Origin of the sequence: Pseudomonas sp. HS6-2 (assembly GCF_049325675.2) — a bacterium.
GTDB lineage: Bacteria > Pseudomonadota > Gammaproteobacteria > Pseudomonadales > Pseudomonadaceae > Aquipseudomonas > Aquipseudomonas putida_N.
In genome coordinates this window covers 5,140,824-5,165,704 of the sequence record NZ_CM143906.1, presented here as the reverse complement: position 1 = coordinate 5,165,704, position 24,881 = coordinate 5,140,824, and the positions used below count along the sequence as shown (strand labels likewise).

Annotated in this window: 22 protein-coding genes; 12 read left to right on the top strand and 10 right to left on the bottom strand. The window is 62.6% G+C overall.

Annotated elements, in window-relative coordinates; genetic code table 11:
• Nucleotides 1–71: 71 nt before the first annotated feature.
• Together ACOKS3_RS24110 and ACOKS3_RS24105 are read left to right on the top strand one after the other, a co-directional pair.
• Entirely contained in the window at nt 72–914 is an 843-nt protein-coding gene (locus tag ACOKS3_RS24110) for a mechanosensitive ion channel family protein (protein WP_103449249.1), read from the top strand.
• Nucleotides 915–1,037: 123 nt separating this feature from the next.
• Nucleotides 1,038–2,282, top strand: a complete 1,245-nt coding sequence (locus tag ACOKS3_RS24105) for an MFS transporter (protein ID WP_103449251.1) — start codon at nt 1,038–1,040, stop codon at nt 2,280–2,282.
• A gap of 95 nt (nt 2,283–2,377) precedes the next feature.
• On the opposite strand, the gene ACOKS3_RS24100 is transcribed toward ACOKS3_RS24105, so the two are convergent.
• The 3 genes from ACOKS3_RS24100 to ACOKS3_RS24090 all read right to left on the bottom strand — a co-directional run bounded on the left by ACOKS3_RS24100 (nt 2,378) and on the right by ACOKS3_RS24090 (nt 5,786).
• Nucleotides 2,378–3,750, bottom strand: a protein-coding gene (locus ACOKS3_RS24100) for an IS3 family transposase (RefSeq protein ID WP_422764683.1) whose coding sequence is annotated in 2 segments (ribosomal slippage) — nt 2,378–3,274 and nt 3,277–3,750 — 1,371 coding nt in all. Because the reading frame shifts where the segments join, the coding sequence is not laid out codon by codon here.
• 91 nt (nt 3,751–3,841) lie between these two features.
• Nucleotides 3,842–5,389, bottom strand: a complete 1,548-nt coding sequence (locus tag ACOKS3_RS24095) for an AmpG family muropeptide MFS transporter (RefSeq protein WP_103449252.1) — start codon at nt 5,387–5,389, stop codon at nt 3,842–3,844.
• Nucleotides 5,390–5,432: 43 nt separating this feature from the next.
• Nucleotides 5,433–5,786, bottom strand: coding sequence for an MGMT family protein (locus ACOKS3_RS24090; protein WP_103449880.1), 354 nt, complete (start codon nt 5,784–5,786; stop codon nt 5,433–5,435).
• A 153-nt stretch (nt 5,787–5,939) separates the two neighbouring features.
• Between ACOKS3_RS24090 and ACOKS3_RS24085 the strand changes: the two genes are divergently transcribed.
• The 5 genes from ACOKS3_RS24085 (at nt 5,940) to groL (ending at nt 10,540) form a co-directional block, all read left to right on the top strand.
• The gene (locus ACOKS3_RS24085; RefSeq protein WP_103449254.1) at nt 5,940–6,950 is read left to right on the top strand and encodes a DUF481 domain-containing protein; all 1,011 of its coding nucleotides are present in this window, start codon (nt 5,940–5,942) and stop codon (nt 6,948–6,950) included.
• Between the two features lie 91 nt (nt 6,951–7,041).
• Nucleotides 7,042–7,773: a HugZ family pyridoxamine 5'-phosphate oxidase gene (locus ACOKS3_RS24080; protein ID WP_422764189.1), complete on the top strand. Its 732-nt coding sequence runs from the start codon at nt 7,042–7,044 to the stop codon at nt 7,771–7,773.
• Nucleotides 7,774–7,840: 67 nt separating this feature from the next.
• Nucleotides 7,841–8,302: an FxsA family protein gene (locus ACOKS3_RS24075; protein WP_103449258.1), complete on the top strand. Its 462-nt coding sequence runs from the start codon at nt 7,841–7,843 to the stop codon at nt 8,300–8,302.
• Nucleotides 8,303–8,554: 252 nt separating this feature from the next.
• On the top strand, nt 8,555–8,848 hold the full coding sequence (locus ACOKS3_RS24070) for a co-chaperone GroES (protein WP_009684394.1): 294 nt from the start codon (nt 8,555–8,557) through the stop codon (nt 8,846–8,848).
• A 51-nt stretch (nt 8,849–8,899) separates the two neighbouring features.
• Complete coding sequence (groL, locus tag ACOKS3_RS24065; RefSeq protein WP_079226656.1) at nt 8,900–10,540, top strand: chaperonin GroEL; 1,641 nt, start codon at nt 8,900–8,902, stop codon at nt 10,538–10,540.
• An 81-nt stretch (nt 10,541–10,621) separates the two neighbouring features.
• Here groL and ACOKS3_RS24060 read toward each other — a convergent pair whose 3' ends face one another.
• Entirely contained in the window at nt 10,622–11,350 is a 729-nt protein-coding gene (locus ACOKS3_RS24060; protein WP_103449260.1) for a phosphatase PAP2 family protein, read from the bottom strand.
• 180 nt (nt 11,351–11,530) lie between these two features.
• Here ACOKS3_RS24060 and colR point away from each other — a divergent pair, with 180 nt between their 5' ends.
• The 5 genes from colR to ACOKS3_RS24035 all read left to right on the top strand — a co-directional run bounded on the left by colR (nt 11,531) and on the right by ACOKS3_RS24035 (nt 15,242).
• On the top strand, nt 11,531–12,214 hold the full coding sequence (gene colR / locus ACOKS3_RS24055; RefSeq protein ID WP_003255215.1) for a two-component system response regulator ColR: 684 nt from the start codon (nt 11,531–11,533) through the stop codon (nt 12,212–12,214).
• Nucleotides 12,204–13,508 carry a sensor histidine kinase gene (locus ACOKS3_RS24050; RefSeq protein ID WP_103449262.1) on the top strand — a complete coding sequence of 435 codons (1,305 nt, stop codon included), beginning with the start codon at nt 12,204–12,206 and terminating at the stop codon, nt 13,506–13,508. The genes colR and ACOKS3_RS24050 overlap by 11 nt, the downstream gene beginning before the upstream one ends.
• 127 nt (nt 13,509–13,635) lie before the next feature.
• Nucleotides 13,636–14,316, top strand: a complete 681-nt coding sequence (locus ACOKS3_RS24045) for a class I SAM-dependent methyltransferase (RefSeq protein ID WP_103449264.1) — start codon at nt 13,636–13,638, stop codon at nt 14,314–14,316.
• A 6-nt stretch (nt 14,317–14,322) separates the two neighbouring features.
• A complete protein-coding gene (locus tag ACOKS3_RS24040; protein WP_103449266.1) occupies nt 14,323–15,021 on the top strand; it encodes a lipopolysaccharide kinase InaA family protein in 699 nt (232 codons plus the stop codon).
• Nucleotides 15,021–15,242 (top strand): hypothetical protein, encoded by a 222-nt coding sequence (locus ACOKS3_RS24035; protein WP_103449268.1) that lies wholly within the window; start codon nt 15,021–15,023, stop codon nt 15,240–15,242. Before ACOKS3_RS24040 ends, ACOKS3_RS24035 begins: the two co-directional genes overlap by 1 nt.
• A gap of 61 nt (nt 15,243–15,303) precedes the next feature.
• Here ACOKS3_RS24035 and ACOKS3_RS24030 read toward each other — a convergent pair whose 3' ends face one another.
• The 6 genes from ACOKS3_RS24030 to ACOKS3_RS24005 all read right to left on the bottom strand — a co-directional run bounded on the left by ACOKS3_RS24030 (nt 15,304) and on the right by ACOKS3_RS24005 (nt 24,862).
• Nucleotides 15,304–18,348, bottom strand: a complete 3,045-nt coding sequence (locus tag ACOKS3_RS24030; protein WP_422764188.1) for a multidrug efflux RND transporter permease subunit — start codon at nt 18,346–18,348, stop codon at nt 15,304–15,306.
• Nucleotides 18,349–18,361: 13 nt separating this feature from the next.
• Nucleotides 18,362–19,510: an efflux RND transporter periplasmic adaptor subunit gene (locus tag ACOKS3_RS24025; RefSeq protein ID WP_103449272.1), complete on the bottom strand. Its 1,149-nt coding sequence runs from the start codon at nt 19,508–19,510 to the stop codon at nt 18,362–18,364.
• A 207-nt stretch (nt 19,511–19,717) separates the two neighbouring features.
• Complete coding sequence (locus tag ACOKS3_RS24020) at nt 19,718–20,815, bottom strand: DUF1513 domain-containing protein (protein WP_103449273.1); 1,098 nt, start codon at nt 20,813–20,815, stop codon at nt 19,718–19,720.
• Nucleotides 20,816–20,817: 2 nt separating this feature from the next.
• Nucleotides 20,818–21,882 (bottom strand): imelysin family protein, encoded by a 1,065-nt coding sequence (locus ACOKS3_RS24015; protein WP_103449275.1) that lies wholly within the window; start codon nt 21,880–21,882, stop codon nt 20,818–20,820.
• Between the two features lie 19 nt (nt 21,883–21,901).
• Nucleotides 21,902–23,329 carry a di-heme oxidoreductase family protein gene (locus ACOKS3_RS24010; protein WP_103449277.1) on the bottom strand — a complete coding sequence of 476 codons (1,428 nt, stop codon included), beginning with the start codon at nt 23,327–23,329 and terminating at the stop codon, nt 21,902–21,904.
• 195 nt (nt 23,330–23,524) lie between these two features.
• Entirely contained in the window at nt 23,525–24,862 is a 1,338-nt protein-coding gene (locus tag ACOKS3_RS24005; protein WP_103449278.1) for an imelysin family protein, read from the bottom strand.
• Between the last annotated feature and the right edge of the window lie 19 nt (nt 24,863–24,881).

Here is a 24,881-nt window from a genome sequence, read left to right as displayed (position 1 = left end):
GGCCATGGCCGCTGTTAGACCCGCGGCCTGCTTTACTGTGTACGTGCCGCTCGGCATCAGGAGATGAATACATGGATTTGAACGCTGAAGTCGATCAGCTGGTCCGCCAATCGCAGACCTGGGTCCCCTTGATCATGGAATACGGCAGCCGCTTTCTGCTGGCACTGCTGACCCTGGCTGTCGGTTGGTGGATCATCAACAAGGTCAGCGCCCGCCTGGGCAAACTGGTTGGGTTGCGTAACGCCGACCTGGCGCTGCAAGGGTTCATCAGCACCTTGTCGAACATTGTGCTGAAAGTGCTGCTGTTCGTCAGCGTGGCGTCGATGATCGGCATCGAGACCACTTCGTTCGTCGCCGCCATCGGTGCTGCCGGCCTGGCCATCGGCCTGGCCTTGCAGGGCAGCCTGGCGAACTTCGCGGGTGGTGTGCTGATCCTGATGTTCCGCCCGTTCCGCATCGGTGACTGGATCGAAGCGCAGGGTGTGGCGGGTACCGTCGACAGCATCCAGATCTTCCATACTGTGCTGCGTACCGGTGACAACAAGACGGTGATCATGCCCAACGGTGCCCTGTCCAACGGCATCATTACCAATACCAACCGCCAGCCGACGCGCAAGGTGGTGTTCGATGTGGGCGTGGACTATGAGGCCGACCTGCAGAAGGCCCGCCAGGTGCTGCTGGAGCTGGCGCAGGACCCACGCGTGCTGGCGGACCCTGCTCCGCAGGCGGTCGTCTCGACCCTGGGCGACAGCTCGATCACCGTTTCGCTGCGCCTGTGGACCAAGACCTCCGATTACTGGGACGTGATGTTCATGCTCAACGAGCATGCCCGTGACCGGTTGAAGGCCGAAGGGATCGACATTCCGTTCCCGCAGCGGGTGATCCGCGTGGTGCAGGAAACTGCAGCGCAGTGATGCCAGACTGGGGCCGCGAAAGCGGCCCCAGTCTTTTCAGCCCCCCTTACACTTGTTCACAGCAATCCCCCGCCATTTCTGGCATATAACCTGTCCCCTCCTGCCTGCACCCGATACGCCATCATGAAACCACTGCTCTACATCACGCCTCTTCGGGCCCTGCTGTTCGGCCTGACCCTGGCCCTGTTCGAGCTGCTCACCTACCTGGCCAGCGACGCCGTGATGCCGGCCATGCCGGTGGTGGTCGAGCAGCTGAACGCCAGCCCCGAGTACATTCCCCACGCGCTCAACCTGTACCTGCTTGGTGGCGTGGTGCTGCAATGGCTGATCGGCCCGCTGGCTGACCGCTATGGTCGCCGCCCGCTTCTGCTGGCCGGCTGCGCGTTCTTCGGCGTTGCCTGCCTGGCCACCTACTGGGTGCAAGACATTGGCCTGTTCAACCTGCTGCGCCTGCTGCAGGGCATCGGCCTGGGCTTCGTGGTGACGGTCAGCTACCCAGCGCTGAACGAGTCGTTCAGCGAAGCGGACGCGGTGCGCATGATGGCGTTGCTGGCCAATATCGCCTTGCTGTCGCCGTTGCTCGGGCCGCTGGTCGGGACCCTCATGCTGCAGTGGCTGGACTGGCGCTGGCTGTTCGTGGCCTTCGCCATCGGAGCAGTGCTGTGCTGGCTGCTGCTGCATCGGCTAATGCCGGAAACCCTCGGTGTGGAGCGTCGTGATGGCTCACGCCTGCCGTTCACCCCAATCCACCTGTTGCCTCTGCTTGCCGGTTACGGCCAGCTGCTGGCCAACCGCAAATTCGTCGCCGGCAGTGCCGCGTTGGGCCTGGTGGGCCTGCCGCTGATTGGCTGGATCGGCCTTTCGCCAGTGCTGCTGATTCACGATGAGGGGCTGAGCACGATGGAATATGCGCTTTGGCAGTTGCCGGTGTTCGGCGGGCTGATCCTGGGTAACCTGATCATCAACCGGATCGCCGACCGTTACCCGCTGCCGGCCCTTGTGCGCGGCGCGCTGGGGCCGTACCTGGCCGGCCTGTGCCTGATGGTGCTGGCGACTTGGGTGTGGCCGACGGTAACCAGTGTGGTCGCCGGCATGTCGCTGTACGCGTTGGGGCTGGGCGTGGCCAATGCGGTGCTGTACCGCATGACGCTGTTCGCCAGCGAGCAGAGCAAGGGGTTGGTATCGGCGATGCTGGGGATGATCACCATTGCCTTGCTGGGGCTGGGTGGTGCGGTATTGGCGATGATCGGGGCGGGGGCGAGCCTGTTGCACTTTGCCCTGGCGGCGGGTGTGGCAGGTGCCTTGGCGCTGTGGCCTTTGTGGTTTGTAGTGGGTGGGCAGCCTGGGGAAGGGGCTGTCGCTCAATAACCATTTTGCCTGCACTTGCCTCTTCGCGGGACAAGCCCGCTCCTACAGGCAAACTCGTTTACTGAACTGCGCCCCATTTGTTGGACAGTCTGTGATTAGGCTGCTGCAGCCTGACTCCTGTATGCCACGGGAGTCAGGCCGCCCAGCCCCATCTTGATTCGATCATGGTTGTAGTAGTTGATGTATTCATCGATTGCCGCCCTCAGCTCTGCGATGCTGGCGAAGCGCTGACCATGGTACATCTCTATCTTCAGTGTGCCGAAAAAACTCTCCATTCGTGCATTGTCCAGGCAGTTGCCTTTGCGCGACATGCTCTGCTCCAGCCCCTTTTCTTCGAGTCGATTCCGGTAGGCGTAGTATTGATACTGCCAGCCCTGGTCGGAATGCAGCATCGGCTTGGCTCCTTCCGGTAGCTTCGCAAGCGCCTGCTCCAGCATCTGGCCGACCAGAGGATAGTGCGGCGAAGTATCGATCTGATGCGCCACGATCTCCCCGCTAAACAGGTCCAATATCGGCGATAGGTACAGTTTCTCACCCGCCACCTTGAACTCGGTCACGTCTGTTACCCATTTCTCGTTGGGCTCTGCTGCCGTGAAATCGCGCTCCATTGTGTTGGGCGCAATGCGTCCGGGCTGACCGCGATAGGACTTGTACTTTTTCACGCGCACCGTGCATTTGAGGTCGAGTTCACCCATCAGCCGGCGCACAACTTTACTGTTTACTATTTGGCCAATGTTGCGCAGCGCTGCAGTCATGCGTCGATAGCCATAGCGCCCCTTATGCCGCCCCTGGGTCTCACAGATATGAGCCTTTAACGGGGCCAGCTTGTCACCTGCAGCCATCACCTTGAGTTGGTAGTAGTACGTACTGCGCGCCAGCCCAGCCAACTTGAGCAGGTTGTTGAGGGGGAATCGGTTACGCAAGGCCGAGATGATCAGGACTTTTTCTTCTCGGCCTTCTTCTGCCTCGCCTTCTCCTCGCGCAGCTCTTTTAACTTTTTTAGATAGGCGATCTCCATCTCGGCATGGCGCAGCTTGGCCAGCAACTCGGCGTGCGAGAGATCTTCATCGGCTACAGGTGGGGTGTTGGCGGGTGGAACAGGTGGTTTAGGCATGAGACTGCGCGGACCTTTGCTCTTTGCTGTCAGGGCTTTGATGCCGCCACTGTAGTACTGCGATTCCCATATGCCTATCTGGCTGGAGTGGCTCATATTGAAAACGGCTGCCGTCTGGCGCAGCGATAGCTTGTCGCGCCACATCCGCTCAAGCACCGAAAGCTTGAACTCAGGGCTGAAAGTCCGTGTTTGTCCGCAGAGGCTAGCCTCGCCATGGATGCGATAGCTCGCGACCCAGCGCCGAAGCAAGGAGGGATCCATCTGCAACTCAGATGCGATGGTGCGATAGCCAATGCCTCGCTGCAGAAAGGCATGGATGGCTGAAAGTTTGAACTGCTTGGTGTGCTTGCTCACGTAAAACGCCCCTGAGGTTGGATTTTTTGTCCAACATCAGGGGCGCAGTTCATTACTGTAGGAGCGGGCTTGTACAGGCCTTAGAGAGCTATCAGGGCTGCTCGGCCGCCGGGTTATCCACCGGCACCTGCTTTCCCCGGCTCACTTCCTGGCGCCAGTGCAGCGCGATCAGGATCAGTGTGGGCACACCCAACAGTGCAGTGATCAGGAAGAAATCGTGATACCCGTACTTCTCCACCATCACCCCTGAATAGCCGCCGATCAGGCGCGGCAGCAACAGCATGATCGAGCTGAGCAGCGCATACTGGGTGGCCGAGAACTTCAGGTTGGTCAGGCTCGACAGATAGGCGACGAACGCCGAAGTGGCCAGGCCCGAGCTGAAGTTGTCCAGCGAAATGGTCACCACCAGCATTTCCAGGTTCGGCCCCATGTCGGCCAGCATCAGGAACAGGATGTTAGTGGCCGCCGAGGCCGCGCCGCCGATGAACAGGATCGGCAGGATGCCGAACCGCACGATCAGCAATCCGCCGACGCCGGCACCGACCAGGGTCATGATCAGGCCGAAGACCTTGCTGACGCTGGCGATCTGGTCCTTGGTGAAACCCATGTCGATGTAGAACACGTTGGCCATCACGCCCATGACCGTGTCCGACATGCGATAGGTGGCGATCAGCCCTAGCAGCAGCAGCGCCTGCCAGCGGTAGCGAGCGATGAAGTCGTGCACCGGTGTAAGCACCGGGGCCAGGCCACGGCGGCCCATGCCCGAAAGGCAAGCCCAGGTCAGCAGCACGTAGAGGATCAGGCGCAGGAAGGCGCGGTCTTCGAGCAGCAGGTCGAGTGGTGTCGCATCGCCGGAAATGACGCTCGACCAGCCAGTGTTGAACATCTGGGTGAAGCTGGCCGGTACCGACACCAGCAGGATGATCAGCACGAACACCGAGGCCATCTGATGCATCAGGCCATAGCGAGCGGCCGACAGCTGAGTGCGCAGGGGTACCGGTGGCTCACGCATCACCAGGGTGGTGAACAGCGCCGGCAGCATCATCACGCCGAACAGCACGTAGGTGCCAGCCCAGGCCTTGTGCAGGTAGCTGAAGCCGGTGGAACCGAACCACTCGGCGAAGAACAGTGCGCCTGCGGTCGCGAGCAGGGCGGCGACCCGGTAACCGGCCATGTAGCTGGCGGCGAGGGCTGCCTGGCGCTGGTCGTCGGCAATCTCGAGGCGATAGGCATCGACGGCGATGTCCTGGGTGGCCGAGGCAAAGGCCACCAGCACCGCCAGGGCGATCAGCCAGGAAAGGTGTTGCTGCGGGTCGCACAAGCTCATACCGACCAGGCCGATCACTACCAGCGCTTGCGAGAGCAACAGCCACGAACGGCGTCGCCCCAGGCCGCCAAGCAACGGCAGGCGCCACTGGTCGAGCAGGGGTGACCAGACCCATTTGAAGGCATAGGCCAGGCCGATCAGGCTGGCGTAGCCAATGGTTTCACGGGCCACGCCCGCTTCGCGCAGCCATACCGACAGGGTCGAGAACACCAGCATGTAGGGCAGGCCGGCGGCAAAGCCCAGCAGCAAAAGTACCAAGGTTGACGGGCTGGCATATGCAGCAAGCGCAGCGCGCCAGGTTTTACGGGGCATGGGCCAACATCTGCCTCAAATTTGCGAAAACAAAGCGCGCACTCTAACCGCTGTGATCCATCGGGCGCCAGCCATGGCGCGCTATTCCCACACGATTATTAGACACTTCAACACCTTCTGCCCTTAGGCGTGCCCGCTGTTCGTCGCCAGAGGGCGTGCTTGCTCCAAGGCTCAAGCGGCCACCCGCACCGACCACTCTGTGCCATGGCAGGCGGCTGTCCGCTGGCAGCTGGCCGAGCACTCGACCAACCCAGCGCGCCGCGCGACCCAGTCCAGCCAGCTCGGCAAGCTGGCCATAGGTCACGACTTTGCCCGGTGGCACTTGTCCCAGCACGGTAAACAGCGCCGTTCGTCGGGCCTCTGGTGATTCCGCGACGTGCACATATGACTCAGACATCAGAGCAGCCCAGGCCTGGGATGAAACCGGACGAGTGGTCACGGCAAATGAGAGTTGAACTCAACGGCATACTCCTGGGTCTGTCCTTGCTCTGGTCGTCGGTATCTGGATAATGCCCGGCTTTTTTCGTCAAATCGAACCTGTAGCGCGCTTATGTATTCTAGATCCTTGCTTTGCCTGTTGACCGCTTCGCTGTGCGCCGCCCCGGCGTTCGCCGATACCGTGTGGATGAAGAACGGGGACCGGCTCAGCGGCAAGATTCGTGTATTCGACGGTGGCAAGCTGGTGCTGGAAACGCCGTATGGTGGCGCGATCTCGCTGGACTGGAAACAGGTCCAGACCCTGGAAAGCGACCAGGAACTGCTGGTCAAGCAGGACGCCTACAGCGGCGAGAAGGCCAAGTCACTCAAGGCCGCCGAGCCGGGCAAGGTGACCCTGGCCAACGGCGATGCGCCGAAGACGGTCGAGCTGGCCAGTGTCCAGCAGATCATGAAGCCCAAACCGCTGGTCGAGGACTTCATCTGGAAGGGCAACGTCGACGTGGCCTTGGACTACAAGCGCGCCGAGACTGACAGCGACGACTACGACATCGGCTTCAAGACCACCGCCCGCCATGGCCGCTGGCGGCACAATGCCGAAGGCGAATACAACCGCGAATCCAAGGACGACGTCACCACCACCGACAACTGGAGCGCCGAGTACGCGCTCGACCGCTTCATCACCGAGAAGTGGTTCTGGCAGGGGCGCATGGAGTACAAGCGCGACCGCATCGAGGAACTGGCCCGGCAGCGCACGGTCGGTACCGGCCCGGGTTACCAGTTCTGGGATGACGAACTGGGCGCGTTCTCGCTGGGTTCGCTGATCAACCGCACCGATTTCGAATACCAGGATGGTGCCAAGGACAACTTCTATTCGGCGGCGGTGAAGTGGGACTACACCCGCTACCTGATCGGCAAGAACGTTCAACTGTTCACCAATGGCGAATTTGCCAAGCCGCTGGGCGGTGTCGCCGATTACTCGCTGGATGCCGAAGTGGGGCTGCGCTACAAGGTCACCGAATGGGCCTCGCTCAACCTCAAGGCGGAGAAGGACATCATTACCGGGACGCGGGATAGCGACCTGGACAAGACCCGTTACACCGCCGGTTTCGGTGTGACCTGGTAGATCATATGGCGGCGCAGCAGCACCATTGGCACTGGATGTGATAATGCTTATCTTGTCACCTATCCAGTCCGCCGCCAGGAGCCGCCCCCAAGTGAGTACCAACGCCATCCGCCCCGCCCGGGAACTGCTGCTCAAGGAATACCGCGGCGTGCTCTCGACCCATTCCAAGTCCATGCCGGGCTTCCCGTTCGGTTCGGTGGTGCCTTACTGCCTGGATGCCGAGGGCAATCCGCTGATCCTGATCAGCCGTATCGCACAGCACACCCACAATCTGCTCAAAGACCCCAAGTGCTCGCTGCTGGTGGGTGAGCGTGAGGCCGAGGACGTGCAGGCTGTGGGCCGCCTGACGGTGATGGCCGAAGCGCACAAGCTGGTCGATGAGGCCGCCATCGAGGCGGCGGCCGAGCGCTACTACCGCTATTTCCCCGATGCGGCCAACTACCACAAGGCCCATGACTTCGACTTCTGGGGCCTGCAGCCGGTGCGCCATCGCTATATCGGTGGCTTCGGTGCGATCCACTGGCTCGATCAGGTGACCCTGGCCAATCCGTTCGCGGGCAAGGCCGAGGCGGGCATGATCGAGCACATGAACAGCGACCATGCCAATGCCATCGCCCATTACGCCGAGCTGAGCGACCTGCCGCGCAACGTACCGGCGCAGATGGTCGGCATCGACAGCGAAGGCATGCACCTGCGTATCGGCCAGGGTATTTACTGGTTAGCGTTTCCCGCGCCTTGCAACACGCCGACACAAGTCCGCGAAGCCCTGGTTTTGCTGGCACGCGCCGACCAGTGGCCGACTGCGACTGAAGTCGAGGCTTGAAATCCCGAGTGAACGCATCCAACTGTAGGTCTAACAGGAAGGGTCTCTTCCGACGAGGAATGCTTTGATGCGTGCTTTTCTATTGCTGTTTCTGTTGTTCCCGGTGCTGGAGCTGTTCGTCTTCGTCAAGGTCGCCGGGGCCATCGGTTTCTTTCCGGCGCTGCTGCTGATCATCGCCGGCTCCGCCCTGGGGGTGCTGGTGGTGCGTGTGGCGGGCCTCGCCACTGCCCTGCGTGCCCGTGAAAGCCTGCAGCGTGGCGAACTGCCCGCCGAGGACATGTTTCAGGGCCTGATGCTGGCCGTGGGCGGTGGCTTGTTGCTGCTGCCAGGTTTCATCAGCGACGTGCTGGGCCTGCTGTGCCTGCTGCCCTTCACCCGCCACCTGGCGGCCCGCAAGATGCGCGAGCGCGCCGAAGCCCAGGCCATGCGCCAGCGCGCGTTCCAGGACGACCCGTTCCAGCCGCAGCCGCGTGATGGCGGCCATCGCCCGAACGTGATCGAAGGCGAGTACGAGCGCCGCGACAAATAATCAGACCTGCAACCCCCGGGGCCGCACAAGCGGCCCTGGTCTTTTTCAACCGGCTGAAAAATTTTGCATATCAAACCTTGTAATTGGATATGGCGGCCTCATGTATGTGGTCACCGCAAGGTTTCTGGTGGCAACACCAGTCATGACACAGGTGGTTCGCCCTTTGCGGGCCACCCCCGGCAACGCCGGACCGCATAAACCCGCCGGTGTCGATACCGGCCGATGAAAACCACAATTTGGGAGAGATCGACAATGAAGCTTCGTCCTCTGCATGACCGCGTAGTCATCCGTCGCAGCGAAGAAGAATCGAAAACCGCTGGCGGTATCGTCCTGCCGGGTTCGGCCGCTGAAAAACCAAACCGCGGCGAAGTTGTTGCTGTTGGCACCGGTCGCGTCCTGGAAAACGGCGAAGTACGTGCGCTGGCCGTCAAGGTCGGTGACAAAGTGGTTTTCGGCCCTTACTCGGGCAGCAACACCGTGAAAGTCGATGGCGAAGACCTGCTGGTCATGGCCGAGAACGAAATCCTCGCCGTTATCGAAGGCTGATTTCACCCCCGACTTCCCGTTACTCCAAAGATTTACAAGGATTAAACGATCATGGCTGCTAAAGACGTAAAATTCGGCGATTCCGCTCGTAAGAAAATGCTTGTTGGTGTCAACGTTCTGGCTGACGCGGTAAAAGCGACCCTCGGCCCGAAAGGCCGTAACGTAGTGCTGGCCAAGAGCTTCGGCGCTCCGACCATCACCAAGGACGGCGTTTCCGTCGCCAAAGAAATCGAGCTGAAAGACGCCTTCGAAAACATGGGCGCCCAGCTGGTCAAGGAAGTCGCTTCCAAGGCCAACGACGCTGCCGGTGACGGCACCACCACCGCTACCGTTCTGGCTCAGGCCATCGTCAACGAAGGCCTGAAAGCCGTCGCTGCCGGCATGAACCCGATGGACCTGAAGCGCGGCATCGACAAGGCCACCGCCGCCGTTGTCGCCGAGCTGAAGAACCTGTCCAAGCCATGCGCCGACTCCAAGGCCATCGCCCAGGTAGGCACCATCTCCGCCAACTCCGACAACTCCATCGGTGAAATCATCGCCGAAGCCATGGAAAAAGTCGGTAAAGAAGGCGTGATCACCGTTGAAGAAGGCTCGGGCCTGGAAAACGAACTGTCCGTCGTAGAAGGCATGCAGTTCGACCGCGGCTACCTGTCGCCGTACTTCATCAACAAGCCGGACACCATGGTTGCCGAGCTGGAAGGCCCGCTGCTGCTGCTGGTCGACAAGAAGATCTCCAACATCCGTGAGCTGCTGCCAGTTCTGGAAGCCGTTGCCAAGGCCGGCCGTCCACTGCTGATCGTTGCCGAAGACGTCGAAGGCGAAGCGCTGGCGACCCTGGTGGTCAACAACATGCGCGGCATCGTCAAGGTTGCTGCAGTCAAGGCACCAGGCTTCGGCGACCGCCGCAAGGCCATGCTGCAGGACATCGCTGTCCTGACCGGCGGCCAGGTCATCTCCGAAGAAATCGGCCTGACCCTGGAAACCACCACCCTGGAGCACCTGGGTAACGCCAAGCGCGTCATCCTGTCCAAAGAAAACACCACCATCATCGACGGTGCTGGCGTTGACGCCGACATCGAAGCACGCGTCAAGCAGATCCGTGCCCAGATCGAAGAAACCTCTTCGGACTACGACCGTGAGAAGCTGCAAGAGCGTCTGGCCAAACTGGCTGGCGGTGTTGCCGTGATCAAGGTCGGTGCTGGCACCGAAGTTGAAATGAAAGAGAAGAAAGCTCGCGTTGAAGACGCCCTGCACGCTACCCGTGCTGCCGTCGAAGAAGGCGTGGTGCCTGGCGGTGGTGTTGCCCTGGTTCGTGCCCTGGCTGCCATTGTTGACCTCAAAGGCGACAACGAAGACCAGAACGTCGGTATCGCCCTGCTGCGTCGCGCTGTAGAAGCTCCGCTGCGCCAGATCACTGCCAACGCCGGCGACGAGCCAAGCGTTGTTGCTGACAAGGTCAAGCAAGGTTCGGGCAACTACGGCTACAACGCTGCTACCGGCGAATACGGCGACATGATCGAAATGGGTATCCTCGACCCAGCCAAGGTCACCCGTTCGGCTCTGCAAGCTGCAGCTTCGATCGGTGGTCTGATGATCACCACCGAAGCCATGGTTGCCGACCTGCCGGAAGACAAGCCAGCTGCTGGCATGCCTGACATGGGCGGCATGGGCGGCATGGGCGGCATGATGTAAGCCAGCCTTACCCCCTGCAGCAAGAAGAAGCCCCGGTTCGTGAGAACCGGGGCTTTTTCGTTTTTCTGTCGCGGCCCCCTATCAGGCAGTACGAGGCTCGCCGGCTGCCGTCTCGGCCACGCCGTTGCGATACAGCACCAGGTAATAGGAGCCCAAGCCTATCAACCAGCAGAACACTGCGGTCCACACGTTATGCGACAGGAAGTGCGCCCCCTGCAGCATCCGCCCCAACCCCAGCGCCGAGCCAGCCACCAGGGCTACCCCGAACGCCACGCGCGCCAGCTTCGGCTTGCGGTCACGCAGCATGAAGAACAGGCCGAACAGGCAGAAACCGGTGGCCGCATGCCCACCTGGCCAGCACAGCCCCGGCTTGTCGGTGGCCGGGCGATGTTGCAGCAGCTCGCTGTAGGTTTCCTTACCGCCGAACTGGGTCAGGCTCCACGGGCACTGCACCTGGGTCACCTTCTTCAGCGGCGTGACGAAGGCCGTCGACAGCCCCAGCGCCAAGACCAGGCAACCCAGCTCGCGGCGCCAGCTGAACAGACGCTTCCAGAAGAAGCTCGAGGCGAATGCGCCCAGCGAAATCAGCCCAAGCAGGATCACACCTTGCTTGACCCGGTCGTGCATGACGGTTTCCAGCAAGTAACTGTGACGGCCGATGAACTGCCCGGCGGCGGGGTCGAAGAACAGGTTGGCGACGTCCATGTCGACCGATGTCAACTCCAGCAGGAGCAGGGCCGCGGCAATAGCCAGGGGTATGCCCAGGTACAGCCAGAGATTGATCGGACGCGGACGAGTGCGTTGTTGCATGACGACTCCAGGGGGTAAAAAGACCGGGCATTGTCATGCGCCCGCTATTCTCTGTCCGTGAAGGATCAGTGAAAAAACTGTCAAGTTCGCTGAATTTGCCCTGGGGCTGGCACAGTACCGGCGATGGCCTTAAGCTGCGCGTGCCGCGCCCCCTAGCGAAGCGCCGCACAGGAGAACCCGATGCGTATTCTTTTGGTTGAAGACAACCGCGATATTCTTGCCAACCTTGCCGATTACCTGGGCATGAAAGGCTACACCGTCGACTGCGCCCAGGACGGCCTCTCAGGCCTGCACCTGGCCGCCACCGAGCACTACGACCTGATCGTGCTCGACATCATGCTGCCCGGTATCGATGGCTATACCCTGTGCAAGCGCCTGCGCGAGGATGCCCGCCGTGATACCCCGGTGATCATGCTCACGGCCCGCGACCAGCTGGACGATCGCCTCCAGGGCTTCCGCTCCGGTGCCGATGATTACCTGCTCAAACCTTTTGCCCTGTCCGAGCTGGCCGCGCGCATCGAAGCCGTGCTGCGCCGTGCCCAGGGCGGCGGGCGGCGTACCCTGCAGGTCGCAGACTTGAGCTACGACCTCGATACCCTCGAAGTGACCCGTCAGGGCCGCCTGCTCAAGCTGAACCCGGTCGGTCTCAAGCTGCTCGCAGTATTGATGCAGAAGAGCCCGCACGTGCTGCGCCGCGAAGTGCTGGAAGAAGCCCTGTGGGGCGATGACTGCCCGGACAGCGACAGCCTGCGCAGCCACGTGCACCAGTTGCGCCAGGTGATCGACAAACCGTTCGAAAAACCGCTGCTGCATACCGTCCATGGCGTCGGCTATCGCCTCGCCGAGGGCCGCGATGGAGTTTAAGCAAAGCCTTGCCCAGCGCATCATCATCGCCTTTGCGTTGATGAGTGCGCTGGTGGCCGGCGCCTTCGCCTTCGGTATTGTCGCCACCGTGCACCTGGTCGAAGAGCGCCTGATCTCGTCGGTGCTCGGCGGCGACTTGCAGCGCTTGCTGCGCATGGACAGCGTGAGCGACTGGAGCCACCGGCCACGGCCTGACCAGTTGTTCTACTTCAGTGGCGGGCGCGATGACTTCGAGCTGCCCAAGGACCTGCGCCACCTCGACGTCGGCTTCCATGAGGTGTTTCGCGACCAGCTGTCCTATCACGCGATGGTCGAGATCGTCGATGGTCGCCGCTATGTGCTGCTGCAGGACCAGAGCGATTTCGAAGAGCGCGAGCGCGTGCTGTTCGCCGTCGTGGTGGTGGGCTTCGTGCTCAGCCTGGTACTGGCGGTAGTGCTCGGCTGGCTGTTGGCGCGCAGGGTGATGGCACCGGTCATCCGCCTGGCGCGACAGGTTCGCCATCGTGATCAGTTGCTTGGCCTGGCGCCGCCGTTGGCCCCGGACTACGCGGCCGACGAAGTCGGCCAGCTGGCGGTGGCGTTCGACGATACCCTGGGCCGGCTGCGCGATGCGCTGACCCGCGAGCGCTTGTTCACCAGCGATGTCAGCCATGAGTTGCGCACGCCGCTGATGGTGCTGGCCACCTCGTGCGAACTGCTGATGGAAAACCCCAATCTGGATACCCGCGCGCGCAGCCAGGTGGAGCGTATCGCCCGCGCTACGGAAGAAATGCGCGAGCTGGTCAAGACCTTCCTGATGCTGGCGCGTGCCCAGCGTGACCAGGGTGCCGTGGCATCCCAGGCAACCCTGCGCGAAGTCGCCGACGACCTGATCGGGGTGTGGCGCGATACCATCGAGCAGAAGGGCCTGGCGCTCTATTACGATGGCCAGGTCAGTGCAGGCCCATTGCTGTACAACGCCACCTTCCTGCAATCGGTGATGGGCAACTTGCTACGCAACGCCGCCCATTACACCGACAGCGGTTATATTCGCCTCAGCCTGGAGCTCAACGGCTTCAGTGTCGAGGACAGTGGCGTGGGTATCCCGGAGGAGCAGCGCGAGGCCATGTTCCAGCCTTTCGTGCGCGGCGAGGAGCGGCGTGGCGAAGGCCTTGGGTTGGGTCTGTCGCTGGTGCAGCGGATCTGCGATGACCAGGGCTGGCGGGTGACGCTGACTTCGACGGCACCGCATGGCTGCCGCTTCCAGGTGGACCTGAGCCAGAGCGCGGAAAAGATCGATCCCACGCAAGAATAAGGTGGAAAATTTCTACGAAATAATGTGAAACATACCTTCCGTTTGATGACATTATTTTCACATTGGCATGACCAGTTGCCTACGATTTGTTACCTAAGGTATGCGCATTGGAGACAGGAGCTACTCGATGCGCAGCCCGATCAAACTCGAATTTTCCGAGAAGTACGACCAGCAACATGCCCAGGACTACTTCCTCAAGCACCAGGATGGACTGGCCCGACGTCTGTCCCACAAGCGTGACGAGCAGTTGGCCCGTCGTGCCCTGGCACTGGCTGGAGAACCGGGCTTGGTCCTCGACTTGCCTTGCGGCGCGGGCCGTTTCTGGCCGCTGCTGGCGGAAAAGCCGAACCGGGTGATCATCGGTGCCGACAACTCCGAGGCGATGATCCAGACGGCCTGTGCCGCACAACCACCAGAAGTGGTGGCACGGGTACGTCCTTTGCAGACTTCGGCATTCGCGATCGACTTGCCGGATAATTCGGTCGACAGCATCTTCTGCATGCGGCTGTTCCACCACATTGGCGAGGCGGCTCACCGCAAGACCATTCTTGACGAGTTTCAAAGGGTTAGCCGTGACAGTGTAATCCTGTCATTGTGGGTGGACGGCAACTTCAAGGCCTGGCGCCGCAAGAAGCTCGAGCAAGAGCGTCACGCCAAGGCCGAGCAGGGCAGTTATCAGAACCGTTTCGTGTTACCGGCAGAAACGGTCGAAGCAGAATTCAAGGCCGCCGGCTTCAGAATCCAGGAACACCTCGACTTCCTGCCGTTCTATGCCATGTGGCGGGTGTATGTATTGCGTAAGGGGTAGTGTTTGATGGCTGTAGCGCAAAATGGGGAGTCTCGGTTCGATTATTACTGGCGCCAGCAGGGCGAATGGGTCGAGGAACCCAACCAGCGGCGCGGTGGTGAGAGTGGCGTACAACGGCTGAACGATGGCAACGGCAAGGTGCTGTATGCCAAGCGTCAGGTCGGCCATATCTATCGCAGCCTGTTGCACCCACTCGGCAGGCCGACCGTGTTGCGCGAGCTCGATGCACTGAACAGCTTCGAGCAACTGGGTGTGCGTGTGCCGCGCATCGTGTTTTGTGGCGCCGAGCGTGACCCCGAGCACCAATGGCGCGCGCTGCTGGTCAGCGAGGCGCTGGATGGCTTTGTCGAACTCGATACGTGGCACGCCGAAGGCGCCCGCGAGCGCTATCCTCAAGTTGTGCATGAACGCATGCTCAAGGATCTGGCCGACAACCTGGCGCGCATGCACCTGGGCCATTGGCAGCATGGCTGCCTGTACGGCAAGCACGTCTTCATCAAGGTCATCGGCGAGGGTGAGCAGGCCCGCGTCGAGGTAGCACTTCTGGATCTGGAAAAATGCCGACGACGCATCAGCTGTCAGCGGGCTGCGGGTAACGACCTGCGTCAGCTGCGCCGCCACTCGTCGCTAAATGACACGGAATGGCAAACGCTGCTCTATTTTTACCAGATGGCGTTTGGCAGCGCTGTCAAAGGGTTAGGGTAATGAAACTAGAAATAGCTCGAGCTTTATTCCTGGTGGCTGGGTTGGCTGTGACCACGGCGGCGGTAGCTGCCTGGGAAGAGCCACGGCCTGTGGTATTCAGCAAGGCAGACCAGTGCGCGGTGCCGCATGAGGTCAAGGCGCAGCAGAACAAGGCCGAACCGGACCAGGACCTGCTGTTGTTCCTCTTTGGCATGCGCCAGGGGCTACGGCCGTTTGGCTGATACAGCTTGAGCAAGATGAAGGCCTCGCAAACGCGAGGCCTTTGTTTTTTTGTAGGAGCGGTCATGCGGTAATCGGCTGCTTGGCTTCAGACTTGTGTGCCAGCAAGGTGTAGATACACGGCAGCACAAACAGGGTGAACAAGGTCCCGATAGACATCCCGGTGGCAATCACCGTGCCGATATCGAACCGGCTCACCGCGCCGGCCCCGGTGGCCAGGATCAGCGGCACCATGCCGAACACCATCGCCGCCGTGGTCATCAGCACTGGCCGCAGGCGAATGGCGGCCGCTTCCTCGATGGCCTGGCGAACGCTCAAGCCCTTTTCCTCACGCAACTGGTTGGCGAACTCGACGATCAGGATGCCGTGCTTGCTGATCAGCCCGATCAGCGTCACCAGCCCCACCTGGGTGTAGATGTTCATGCTGGATATGCCCAGGAACAGCGGTAGCAGCGCACCACAGATCGACAAGGGTACGGTCACCAGGATCACCAACGGGTCGCGGAAGCTCTCGAACTGCGCAGCCAGCACCAGGAAGATGATCGCCAGTGCCAGGCCGAAGGTCACCCACAGTGCGCTGCCTTCCTGCACGTACTGCCTGGCCGTCCCGGCATAGTCAAAGGCAAAGCCCTCCGGTGCCTCTTCCCGGGCGATGTCGCGCACCGTCTGCAGCGCTTCGCCGATGCTGACCATCGGCACTCCCTGGATGATCGCCGAGTTAAGCTGCTGGAACTGGTTGAGCTGGCGCGGGCGGGCGCGGTCACTGAGGGTGATCAGTGTCGACAAGGGCAGCAACTGCCCTTGCTCGTTCTTCACGTAGTAGTTGTTCAGCCAGCCGGCGTTGTCCCGATAGGGCCGCTCGACCTGGGCAATTACCTTGTAGCTGCGGCCTTCGAGGGTGAAACGGTTGATTTCCGCCTCGCCCAGCAGGGTGGCCAGGGTGCCGCCGAGCGTATCCATGGACACGCCCATCTGCGCCGCCTTGGCCCGGTCGATATCAACCACCACTTCAGGCTTGTCGAAGGCCAGGTCGATGTCGAGGAAGGCGAACTTGCCCGATTCCTGCGCCCGTTGCTTGACCCGCTGGGCGACTTCCAGCAGGGCAGGGTAATCGCCGGCAGTGTTGATCACGAACTGGAACGGCAGGCCCTCACCGGTGCCTGGCAGCGATGGCAGGTTGAAACCGAAGATCTGCAGCCCGCCGATCTGCTCCAGCTTGGCCTGCACCAGCGGCAGCAGTTCCATCTGCGTGCGCTGGCGTTCGTTCCAGGGCTTGAGCAGGAAGCCACCGATGCCGCTCTGTACGCCGTTGAAGCCGTTGATCTGGAACGACGAGTAGTACTCGGGGAAGCTCTTGAACAGCGGCGTGAACTGGTCGGTGTAGGCGTTCAGGTAGTCGAGGTTGGCCGGCTGCGGCGAGCTGCTCATCATGAAGATCACACCCTGGTCCTCGTTGGGCGCCAGCTCGTTCTGGGTGAACTTCAGCAGCAGCGGGATCAGACACAGGATGATCACGGCGAACACCAGCACCACCGGGCGACTGTCGAGGGTGGCATGCAGCAGGCGCTGGTAACGTACCTTGAGGCCTTCGAACAGCACGTCGAGCCGATGGGCCAGGCCGCTGGGGTTCTGCTCCTGGCGCAGAAGCAGGGCGCACATCATCGGCGACAGGGTCAGGGCGACGATGCCAGAGATCACTACCGCGCCAGCCAGGGTCAGGGCGAACTCCTTGAACAGCGCACCGGTGAGCCCGGTAAGGAAGCCGATGGGCGCGTACACCGCCGCCAGGGTGATCGTCATCGACACCACCGGCATGGCGATTTCCCGCGCGCCTTCCAGGGCGGCATCGAAGGGAGACTTGCCTTCCTCCATGTGCCGGTGGATGTTCTCCACCACCACAATGGCATCGTCCACCACCAGGCCGATGGCCAGCACCATCGCCAGCAGTGTCAGCAGGTTCAGCGAGTAGCCCATCATCTGCATGAAGAACAGCACGCCGATCATCGACAGTGGGATGGTCACCACCGGGATCAGCACCGAGCGCAGCGCGCCGAGGAACAGGAACACCACCACGATGACGATCAGCACCGCTTCGCCCAGGGTCTTGATCACTTCGTCGATGGACGCCTGGATGAACAACGTGGCGTCGTAGGCGATCGATACCTTCAGCGCCGACGGCAGCTGGCTTTCCAGCTCCGGCATGATGCGCCGCACTTCCTTGATCACGTCCAGCGGGTTGGCCGCCGGGGTGGCCTTGATGCCGATATAGACCGACGGCGTGCCATCGAACGAACTGACCGTGTCGTAATTTTCCGCGCCCATCTCCACCCGTGCCACGTCACCCAACAGCACCCTGCTGTCACCGGACACCTTGAGCGGTAGCGCGGCGAAGGCTTCGGCCGATTTCAGCTCGGTGCTGGCGTTGATGCTGGTGACCACGTACTCGCCCTTTACCTCGCCGGCGGCGGAGAGGAAGTTGTAGCGGCGTACGGCATTGGTCACGTCGGTGGCGGCAAGGCCGAAGCCGGCCAGCTTCACCGGGTCGATCCAGATGCGCATGGCGAACACCTGATTGCCCAGGATTTCCGCTTCGGCCATGCCCGGCAGGGTGGCCAGCTTGGGCTGGATCACCCGCGACAGGTAGTCGGTGATCTGCGGGTTGCTCATCTCCTTGCTGTAGAAACTGATGTACATCAGCGCCGATGCGTCGGCGGCTTCCTTGCTCAGGACCGGGTCTTCAGAATCCTGCGGGAGCTGGTTGCGCACCTCGTTGGCCTTGGCCAGCAGTTCGGTGAACAGGCGGTCGCTGTCGGCGCCGATGCGCGCGTAGATGGAGATCACCGAAAAGTTCTGCCGGCTGACCGAGGTCATGTAGTCGATGCCTTCGGCGCTGGCCAGGCTCTGTTGCAGCGGCTGGGTGATGTAGCCCTGGATGGTTTCGGCGTTGGCCCCGGGGTAGGCGGTGGTCACAGTGATCAGGGCGTTTTCCATTTTCGGGTACTGGCGGATCTGCAGCTTGTTCCAGGCCTGGAAGCCGAGCAGCAGGATCAGCAGGCTGACCACGCTGGCCAGCACCGGGCGGCGGATGAACGGGTCGGTGAACGCCATGCCTGCCTCCTGCTCAGTCGGTGCGCGGGGCGCCCTGTTCGGGCTTGAGCGCGCTGTCCTGGCCAATGCGGATGGTCGCGCCCGGGGTCAGCTTGAGCTGCCCGGCGGTGACCACCTGCTCGCCGGCCTTGAGGCCCTTGCTGACCACCACCACGCCATCGCGGCGTTCGCCGGTCTGCACGGTACGCTGTTCGGCACTGAGCTGTGGCTGGCCCTTGTCGTCGTTTTCCGGGTTGCCGTCCTTGTCTTTCTTCGGCGTGGCGACGTACACCGAGTTGCCGTACAGGGTGTAGGTGATGGCACTTTCCGGCACCACTACCTGGGGCTGTGGATCGGGCAGCAGGATCAGCAGGTTGGCGAACATGCCGGGCAGCAGCTTGTCGTCCGGGTTGGCCAGGGTTGCGCGCACCAGCAGGTTGCGCGTGTTCTCATCGACCTTGGGGTTGATCGCGCTGAGGCTGGCCGGGAAGGTCTGGCCGGGGTAGGCCGCCACCTGCACCAGCACCTGCTGGCCCAGGCTCAGGTGCGGCAGCGCCTGTTCCGGGACGTTGAAGTCGACATACAGGCTGGACAGGTCCTGTAGGGTGGCGATCACCGTGCCGGCGGCCAGGTACTGGCCAATGTCCACCTGGCGGATGCCGATGGTGCCATTGAACGGCGCGTTGATGCTTTTCTTGATCTTTTGCGCCTTGAGCTGTTCGACCACCGCCTGATTGCGCCGGTACTGGGAGGACAGGCGATCGAACTCGCCGCGGGAAATGGCGGCATCGCCGACCAGCTGGCTGCCGCGGCCGAAGTCGACCTTGGCCAGCCCCAGGTCGGCCTGGGCGGTGCCGAGCAGGGCGGTTTCCTGGTCGTCGTTGAGCTGCAGCAGCGGTTGCCCGGCTTTGACCTTCTGCCCGGAGTCGAAGTACAAGGCTTTGACGATGCCTTCCACTTCCAGACTCAGCTCGACGCCTTGCAGGGCCTTGAGGCTGCCTACGGCAGGCAGGCGTTCCTGCCACTGGCGCTGTTCGGCCGGTGCGGCTGCAACGGTGATGGGCGGCCTGGGCGCCGAGAACATCTGGATCTGCCGGTAGATCGAGAAGCCCTTGTAGCCCCCCAGGGCCAGCACGATCAGCAGAACGACGGCCAACATGATGAGCATGCGGCGGCGTAGCATAGGTCCGGTTCCTTGGATGCGTGGTTGTTATTCGTTTTGACACGACAACGGGCGATCCTGCCCACGTGCGGATGATGGAAGTATTGCAGAAGGAGAGGGGATTGCCTGTACCGGCCTCTTCGCGGGGCAAGCCCGCTCCTACAGGTACATTGCGAACCCACGGATTGTGGGGCCCTGCAGGAGCGGGCTTGCCCCGCGAAAGGTCCGTCAAGCCAGGTGCAGGTGGTTATCCCAGAACCCGGAAGGCAGGTCCATCGGTTGCCCGATCAGTTCGGCCTTGCGGCAATCGTAGAAGCGGCAACGGCCCTGCCCGGAGGTGACAACGAAACCATCCTTGACCGCGCCGACCCCGGCGCAATCGGGCATCGGCGCATCGAGCTTCACCGCACCGCTGTCCAGGTCCCAGACGAACAGGCGGTTGGCCCGCGGCGCAGTCACGGCCACCAGGCGAAGGTCGCTGTGGATGGCGACGCTGGCGGTGTACTGGGCCATCGATTGCAGCTGGCGCTCAGGTACCGGGAAGGCCTTGAATGGCTCCCCCGGGCGCTTGATCGCCAGCAGCTCGGCGGTCTCGTCGGCAGCGCCCATGAACTGCTGGCAGGCGGCGATGGTGCCATCGTCGCCCACTGCCAGGTGCCGCACGCTGTTCATCTGCTGGGCCAGGGTCTCCTTGCTCAGCATGGTGCCGTCGCGCTGCATCAGCACCAGGCTCGGCTCCATGGCATTGAGGTTCATCTCGACCCGGCTCTCGGCCTCGGTGCGGATGCCACCGTTGGCCACGACCAGGGTTTCGCCGTCCGGCAGCCAGGCCACTTCATGGGGGCCGATGCCGTGGGTCGGGATCTCGCCCGTATGCACCAGACGCTCACCCACGAAGCGGTACACGCCGAGCACGCCACGGCCTGGGTCAGTGGTGTCGTTCTCGGTGGCATACAGCCATTCGCCACCCTGGTGGATCACCGCATGGCCATAGAAGTGCCGGTTCGGTTGCGAGGTGACAGTCTGCAGCAGGCGCCCGTCGCGCAGGTCGACCAGGTAGCTTTCGGTACCGGGGCGACGGGCGACGAACAGGGCGATCGGCAGCTCGGGGTGGTTGATGATGGCATGGCAACGCTGGGCAACCTGGGTACTGAACACCTGGGTGCCGTCCAGGCGGAACCCGACCGCATAATGCTTGCCGTCGCCATCGTCCCGCGCCGACAGCAGCAAGGGTTCGCTGCCTTTGTTGCGCAGCAGGCTCCAACCGCCCAGGGTCAGGGCGCTGAGCAATACGCTACCGAGTTTGAGGGCCTGGCGTCGCAGCATGATCAGTCACCGTCGTTGGCATTGAAGCCCAGCTGGATGTTCAGCGCCTTGGCCAGGTCGCCTTCGTGCAGGCGGTGGACGGCGTTGAGGGCATCGTAGATCTGGTTGAGGGTCTGCTGCCCGGCGTCGTCGGCCAGCAGTTCGCCGAGGGGCTTCTGATTGTCGGCCAGCAGTTTGAGCGCCGTAGCGTAGGCGTCGTCGATCTTCTGCGCCAGGGCTTTCTGATCGCTGGGCAGCAGGCTGCGCAGGCCCTGGTTGTCGACCCCGACCCACACGGCCTGGGCGGCCTTGAGGGTGGCTTCCAGGCTCTTCAGCGAAGAGTGGCTGCGCCAGGCTTCGGCCTGCAGCGGCTGCGGGATGCCCTTGCTCTGGCGGCCCATCGGTGCCCCCAGCTTCTTCTTCAGGGTGTCCAGGGCGGTGACCTGGGAGCGCAGCAGGTCGGCGATCGCCTCGTGGGAGTCGGCGTAGCGCTGGTTGGGGAACTTGGTCATCTGCGACAGCATGCCGTCGGTGCTGTTCCAGGTCTTGAGGATGTCCTCGGCCAGAACCTTCTGGTGATCGGCGATGGCGACCAGCAGCGGGCAGTAGCGGGCTTTCTGCTCGGCAGTGGCGATGTCCGGCTTGCTGTCGAAGAGGATGTACTCGTACGCCGACAGACCGCGTACCACGACGCTGGCCTTGCCCAGGGCGGCGGCATCGACCGGCTTGTCGCCGTTGACCAGTTGCTCGACCTGGCGGCCGACCAGGTTCTTCTTGTCTGGCCAGAACTGTACCTGCCAGGCGCGGTTGCCTTCGGCCAGCGGGCCGACCAGCAGCGGTTGCAGTTCGGCCCAGGCTTTTTGCGCATTGAGGAAGTCGGCGCGCGCGGTGTCCAGGCTTTCCTTGCCTTCACAGTAGGCCAGGGCGCTGGCAGCCAGCTGGCGGTCGGCTTCGACCCAGCGGCTGTAGGTCGGCAGGATCACCTGCTTGGCGATGGCGGCGGAAGTCACCGCCTGCGGGTCTTGCGGCGAGCAGGCACCCAGGGCGAGTGCGGCGAGGCTGGTGAACAACAGTTTGGGTCGGAACATGCCCGGCTCCTTGCGCGTTTTAAAGTGAGTTCAGGAAAGCCAGCAACGCGGCGCGCTGCTCGGCATTGAAGGTCAAGACATGGTCGCGCGCCGACTGGGCTTCGCCGCCGTGCCAGAGCACGGCTTCGAGCAGGTTGCGGGCGCGGCCGTCATGCAGGTACTGGGTGTGGCCACTGACGGTTTCGGTCAGGCCGATGCCCCACAGTGGCGGGGTACGCCAGTCTTGGCCGTTGGCCGCGAATTCGGTGCGTTCGTCGGCCAGACCTGGGCCCATGTCGTGCAGCAGCAGGTCGCTGTAGGGGCGGATCACCTGGTTGGCCAGCTCCGCTTGGGCGGTGTTGGCAGCGGTGGTGAACTGCGGGATGTGGCAGGCCTGGCAGCCCGCCTGGAAGAACAGGTTCTTGCCGGCCAGCACTTGCGGTGCGCCGACGTCACGACGGGCAGGCACGCCGAGGTTGCGGGTGTAGAAGGTGACCAGGCGCAGGATGTTGTCGCTGACTTCCTTTTCGTCGCCTTCGCCGTTGCCATTGGGCGCGGCCAGGCAGTCGACCTGGGCCGGAGTGCAGTCGTCCTTCGGCTGCAAGGTGCTGGTCAGGCCCATGTCACCGTTGAAGGCGTGCACGTTCTGCTGGTTGACGTTGGGCTGCCCAGCCTTCCAGCCGAAGCGGCCGATCACGGTCTTGCCCTGGGTGTCGTCCCAGACCCGGTTGGCGCGGCCGCGGATACCGTCGTGGTTGCGGTCGTCCGGGTCTTCGTTGGCCAGGATGTCGGCCTCGGGGATGGCTTCGAGCAGGCCCAGGCCGATCATCGGTGGGGCGACGCGGGCAGAGAAGCGCGTGTCGGGGTGCATGGGGCCATAGCCGAGCTGGGTGATCTGCAGGGCCGGACGGCGCAGTTCGACCGGGTAGCCGTCCTTGAAGGTGACGGTCTGCGTGGAGTAGTTCACCCTTACCTTGCCTTCTGGCGCTACGCCGGGTATGGCCATGTCCTGCAACTGGGTGCCGTAGACGGGTTCGGGGACCACGCCCAGGCGCTCGATCTCCTTGGCCAAGTAAGGCTGATCGGGGATCGACAGGCGCACCAGCATGCCTACGGCATTGCTGTCGCCCGGCTCCGGCGGGTGCCCGCGGCCGTCGCGCACGTGGCAGTTCTGGCAGGCCGTGGTGTTGAACAACGGGCCCAGGCCGTCACGCGCGGTGGTGGTGGACGGGGCGATCACCCAAGGGTTGCGGAAGAAGCTGTTGCCCACGGCGAAGTCCAGGCGCCGCTCGGCCGAGAGGTTGGCCGAAGGCAGGGAGAATGCCTTGCGGTCGTCGCGCTGGACCGTTGCCTGACCGCCAGACAGCGCTTCGCCGGGCTCGGCCTGGGTGAAACGCGGGGCGTCGTCACAGGCGGCAAGGGCGATGGCCAGCAGCAGAGGGGAGAGTCGGGACAGCGACGAGGACATGCAAAATCCTGGGCGTGGACGAAAAACCGGCGTGCAAGCTTAGCAGGCCGGCGATGTTTGAATAAGAGCAATTTGCAATTACCCGGGTGAAAAGGATGTGAAATCTCAGCATTTTCATGGGCTTCATTGGCCCTTTCACGGGGCACAGAAAAAAGGCGACCCGCAGGCCGCCTCATTGTGAGCCAGCACAGCCGATCAGAACTCGTGGTCGGCGGTGTCCGGGTTCAGGTTGGCAATCCCCAGCTTGCCAGCAGCCTGCTCGATCGAGCCGGTCTGCTTGACCAGCGAGGCGATGGCGTCGCGCACGATCTGGTTGCCGGCAGCGTTGTCGGCGGCGATCAGCTGGTCGTAGTGCTCGCCCTTGAGGGCGTGGTCGACCATCACCTGGATCTTCGCTTCGGTAGCTTCGAGGTCAGCCTTGAGGGTGGCGTCGGCAGCCGGGTCGGCCTTGGCCACCAGCGACGACAGGCTCGGGCCGGTCAGCTTGGTGCCGTCGACACGGGTGTACTCGCCCAGATAGACGTTGCGAATGCCCTTGGCGTCGTAGAAGTGCGAGTAGTGGGTGTTGTCGCTGAAGCAGTCCTGCTCGTCTTCCGGCGAGTTGGCTTCCAGCGAGACCTTCATGCGCTCACCGGCCAGTTCGCCCAGCGACAGACTGCCCATGCCGAACAGCATCTTGCGCAGGCCATCGGCTGCCGGCTCGGCTTCCAGCGTGGCACGGTAGTTGTCGGCGACGTTCGGTGCCCAGTTGCCGACCATCTCTTCGAGGTCCTTGACCAGCAGCTCGGTGACCGCCTTCAGGTAGGCACGGCGACGGTCGTTGTGGCCGCCGGTCGCCCCCTTGCCTTCCAGGTAGTCGGAAGCCGGGCGGTTGCCCGCGCCTGGGCCGGTGCCGTTGAGGTCCTGGCCCCAGAGCAGGAATTCGATGGCGTGGTAGCCGGTGGCGACGTTGGCTTCGGAACCTGCCAGTTCGTTCAGGCTGGCCAGCTTCTCAGGGGTGATGTCCTTGACGTCGACCTTCTCTTCGCCCACCTGGATCTCGGTGTTGGCGATGATGTTGGCGCTGGCTGCCGGGTTGCCCAGGGCGTGCTCGTAGCTCTTGTCGACGTAGTCGATCAGGCCTTCGTCCAGCGGCCAGGAGTTCACTTGGCCTTCCCAGTCGTCGATGATGGTGTTGCCGAAGCGGAACGCCTCGCTCTGCAGGTACGGAACGCGCGCGGCGACCCAGGCCTCTTTGGCGGCTTTCAGGGTTTCGTCGTTGGGCTTGGCGAGGAACGCGTCGATGGCGGTCTGCAAGTTCTTGGCGGTGCTCAGTGCATCGCTGTACACGGCGTAGACCATTTCGGTGTAATGCTTGACCACGGCTTTGCCGGTCGCTTCGTCGACAGCCCCGGGCGCCGCAGCAGCGGTGCTGGCAGCAGCAGGTGCCTGAGCTTGCGGAGCGGCGGCCTTGTCATCCTTGCCTTCGCCGCAACCGGCGAGAGCGATGGCGATGGCCAGCAGACTGGCGGAGGCCAGAGGCATACGAATCATTATTGGTTTTCCTGCGTCG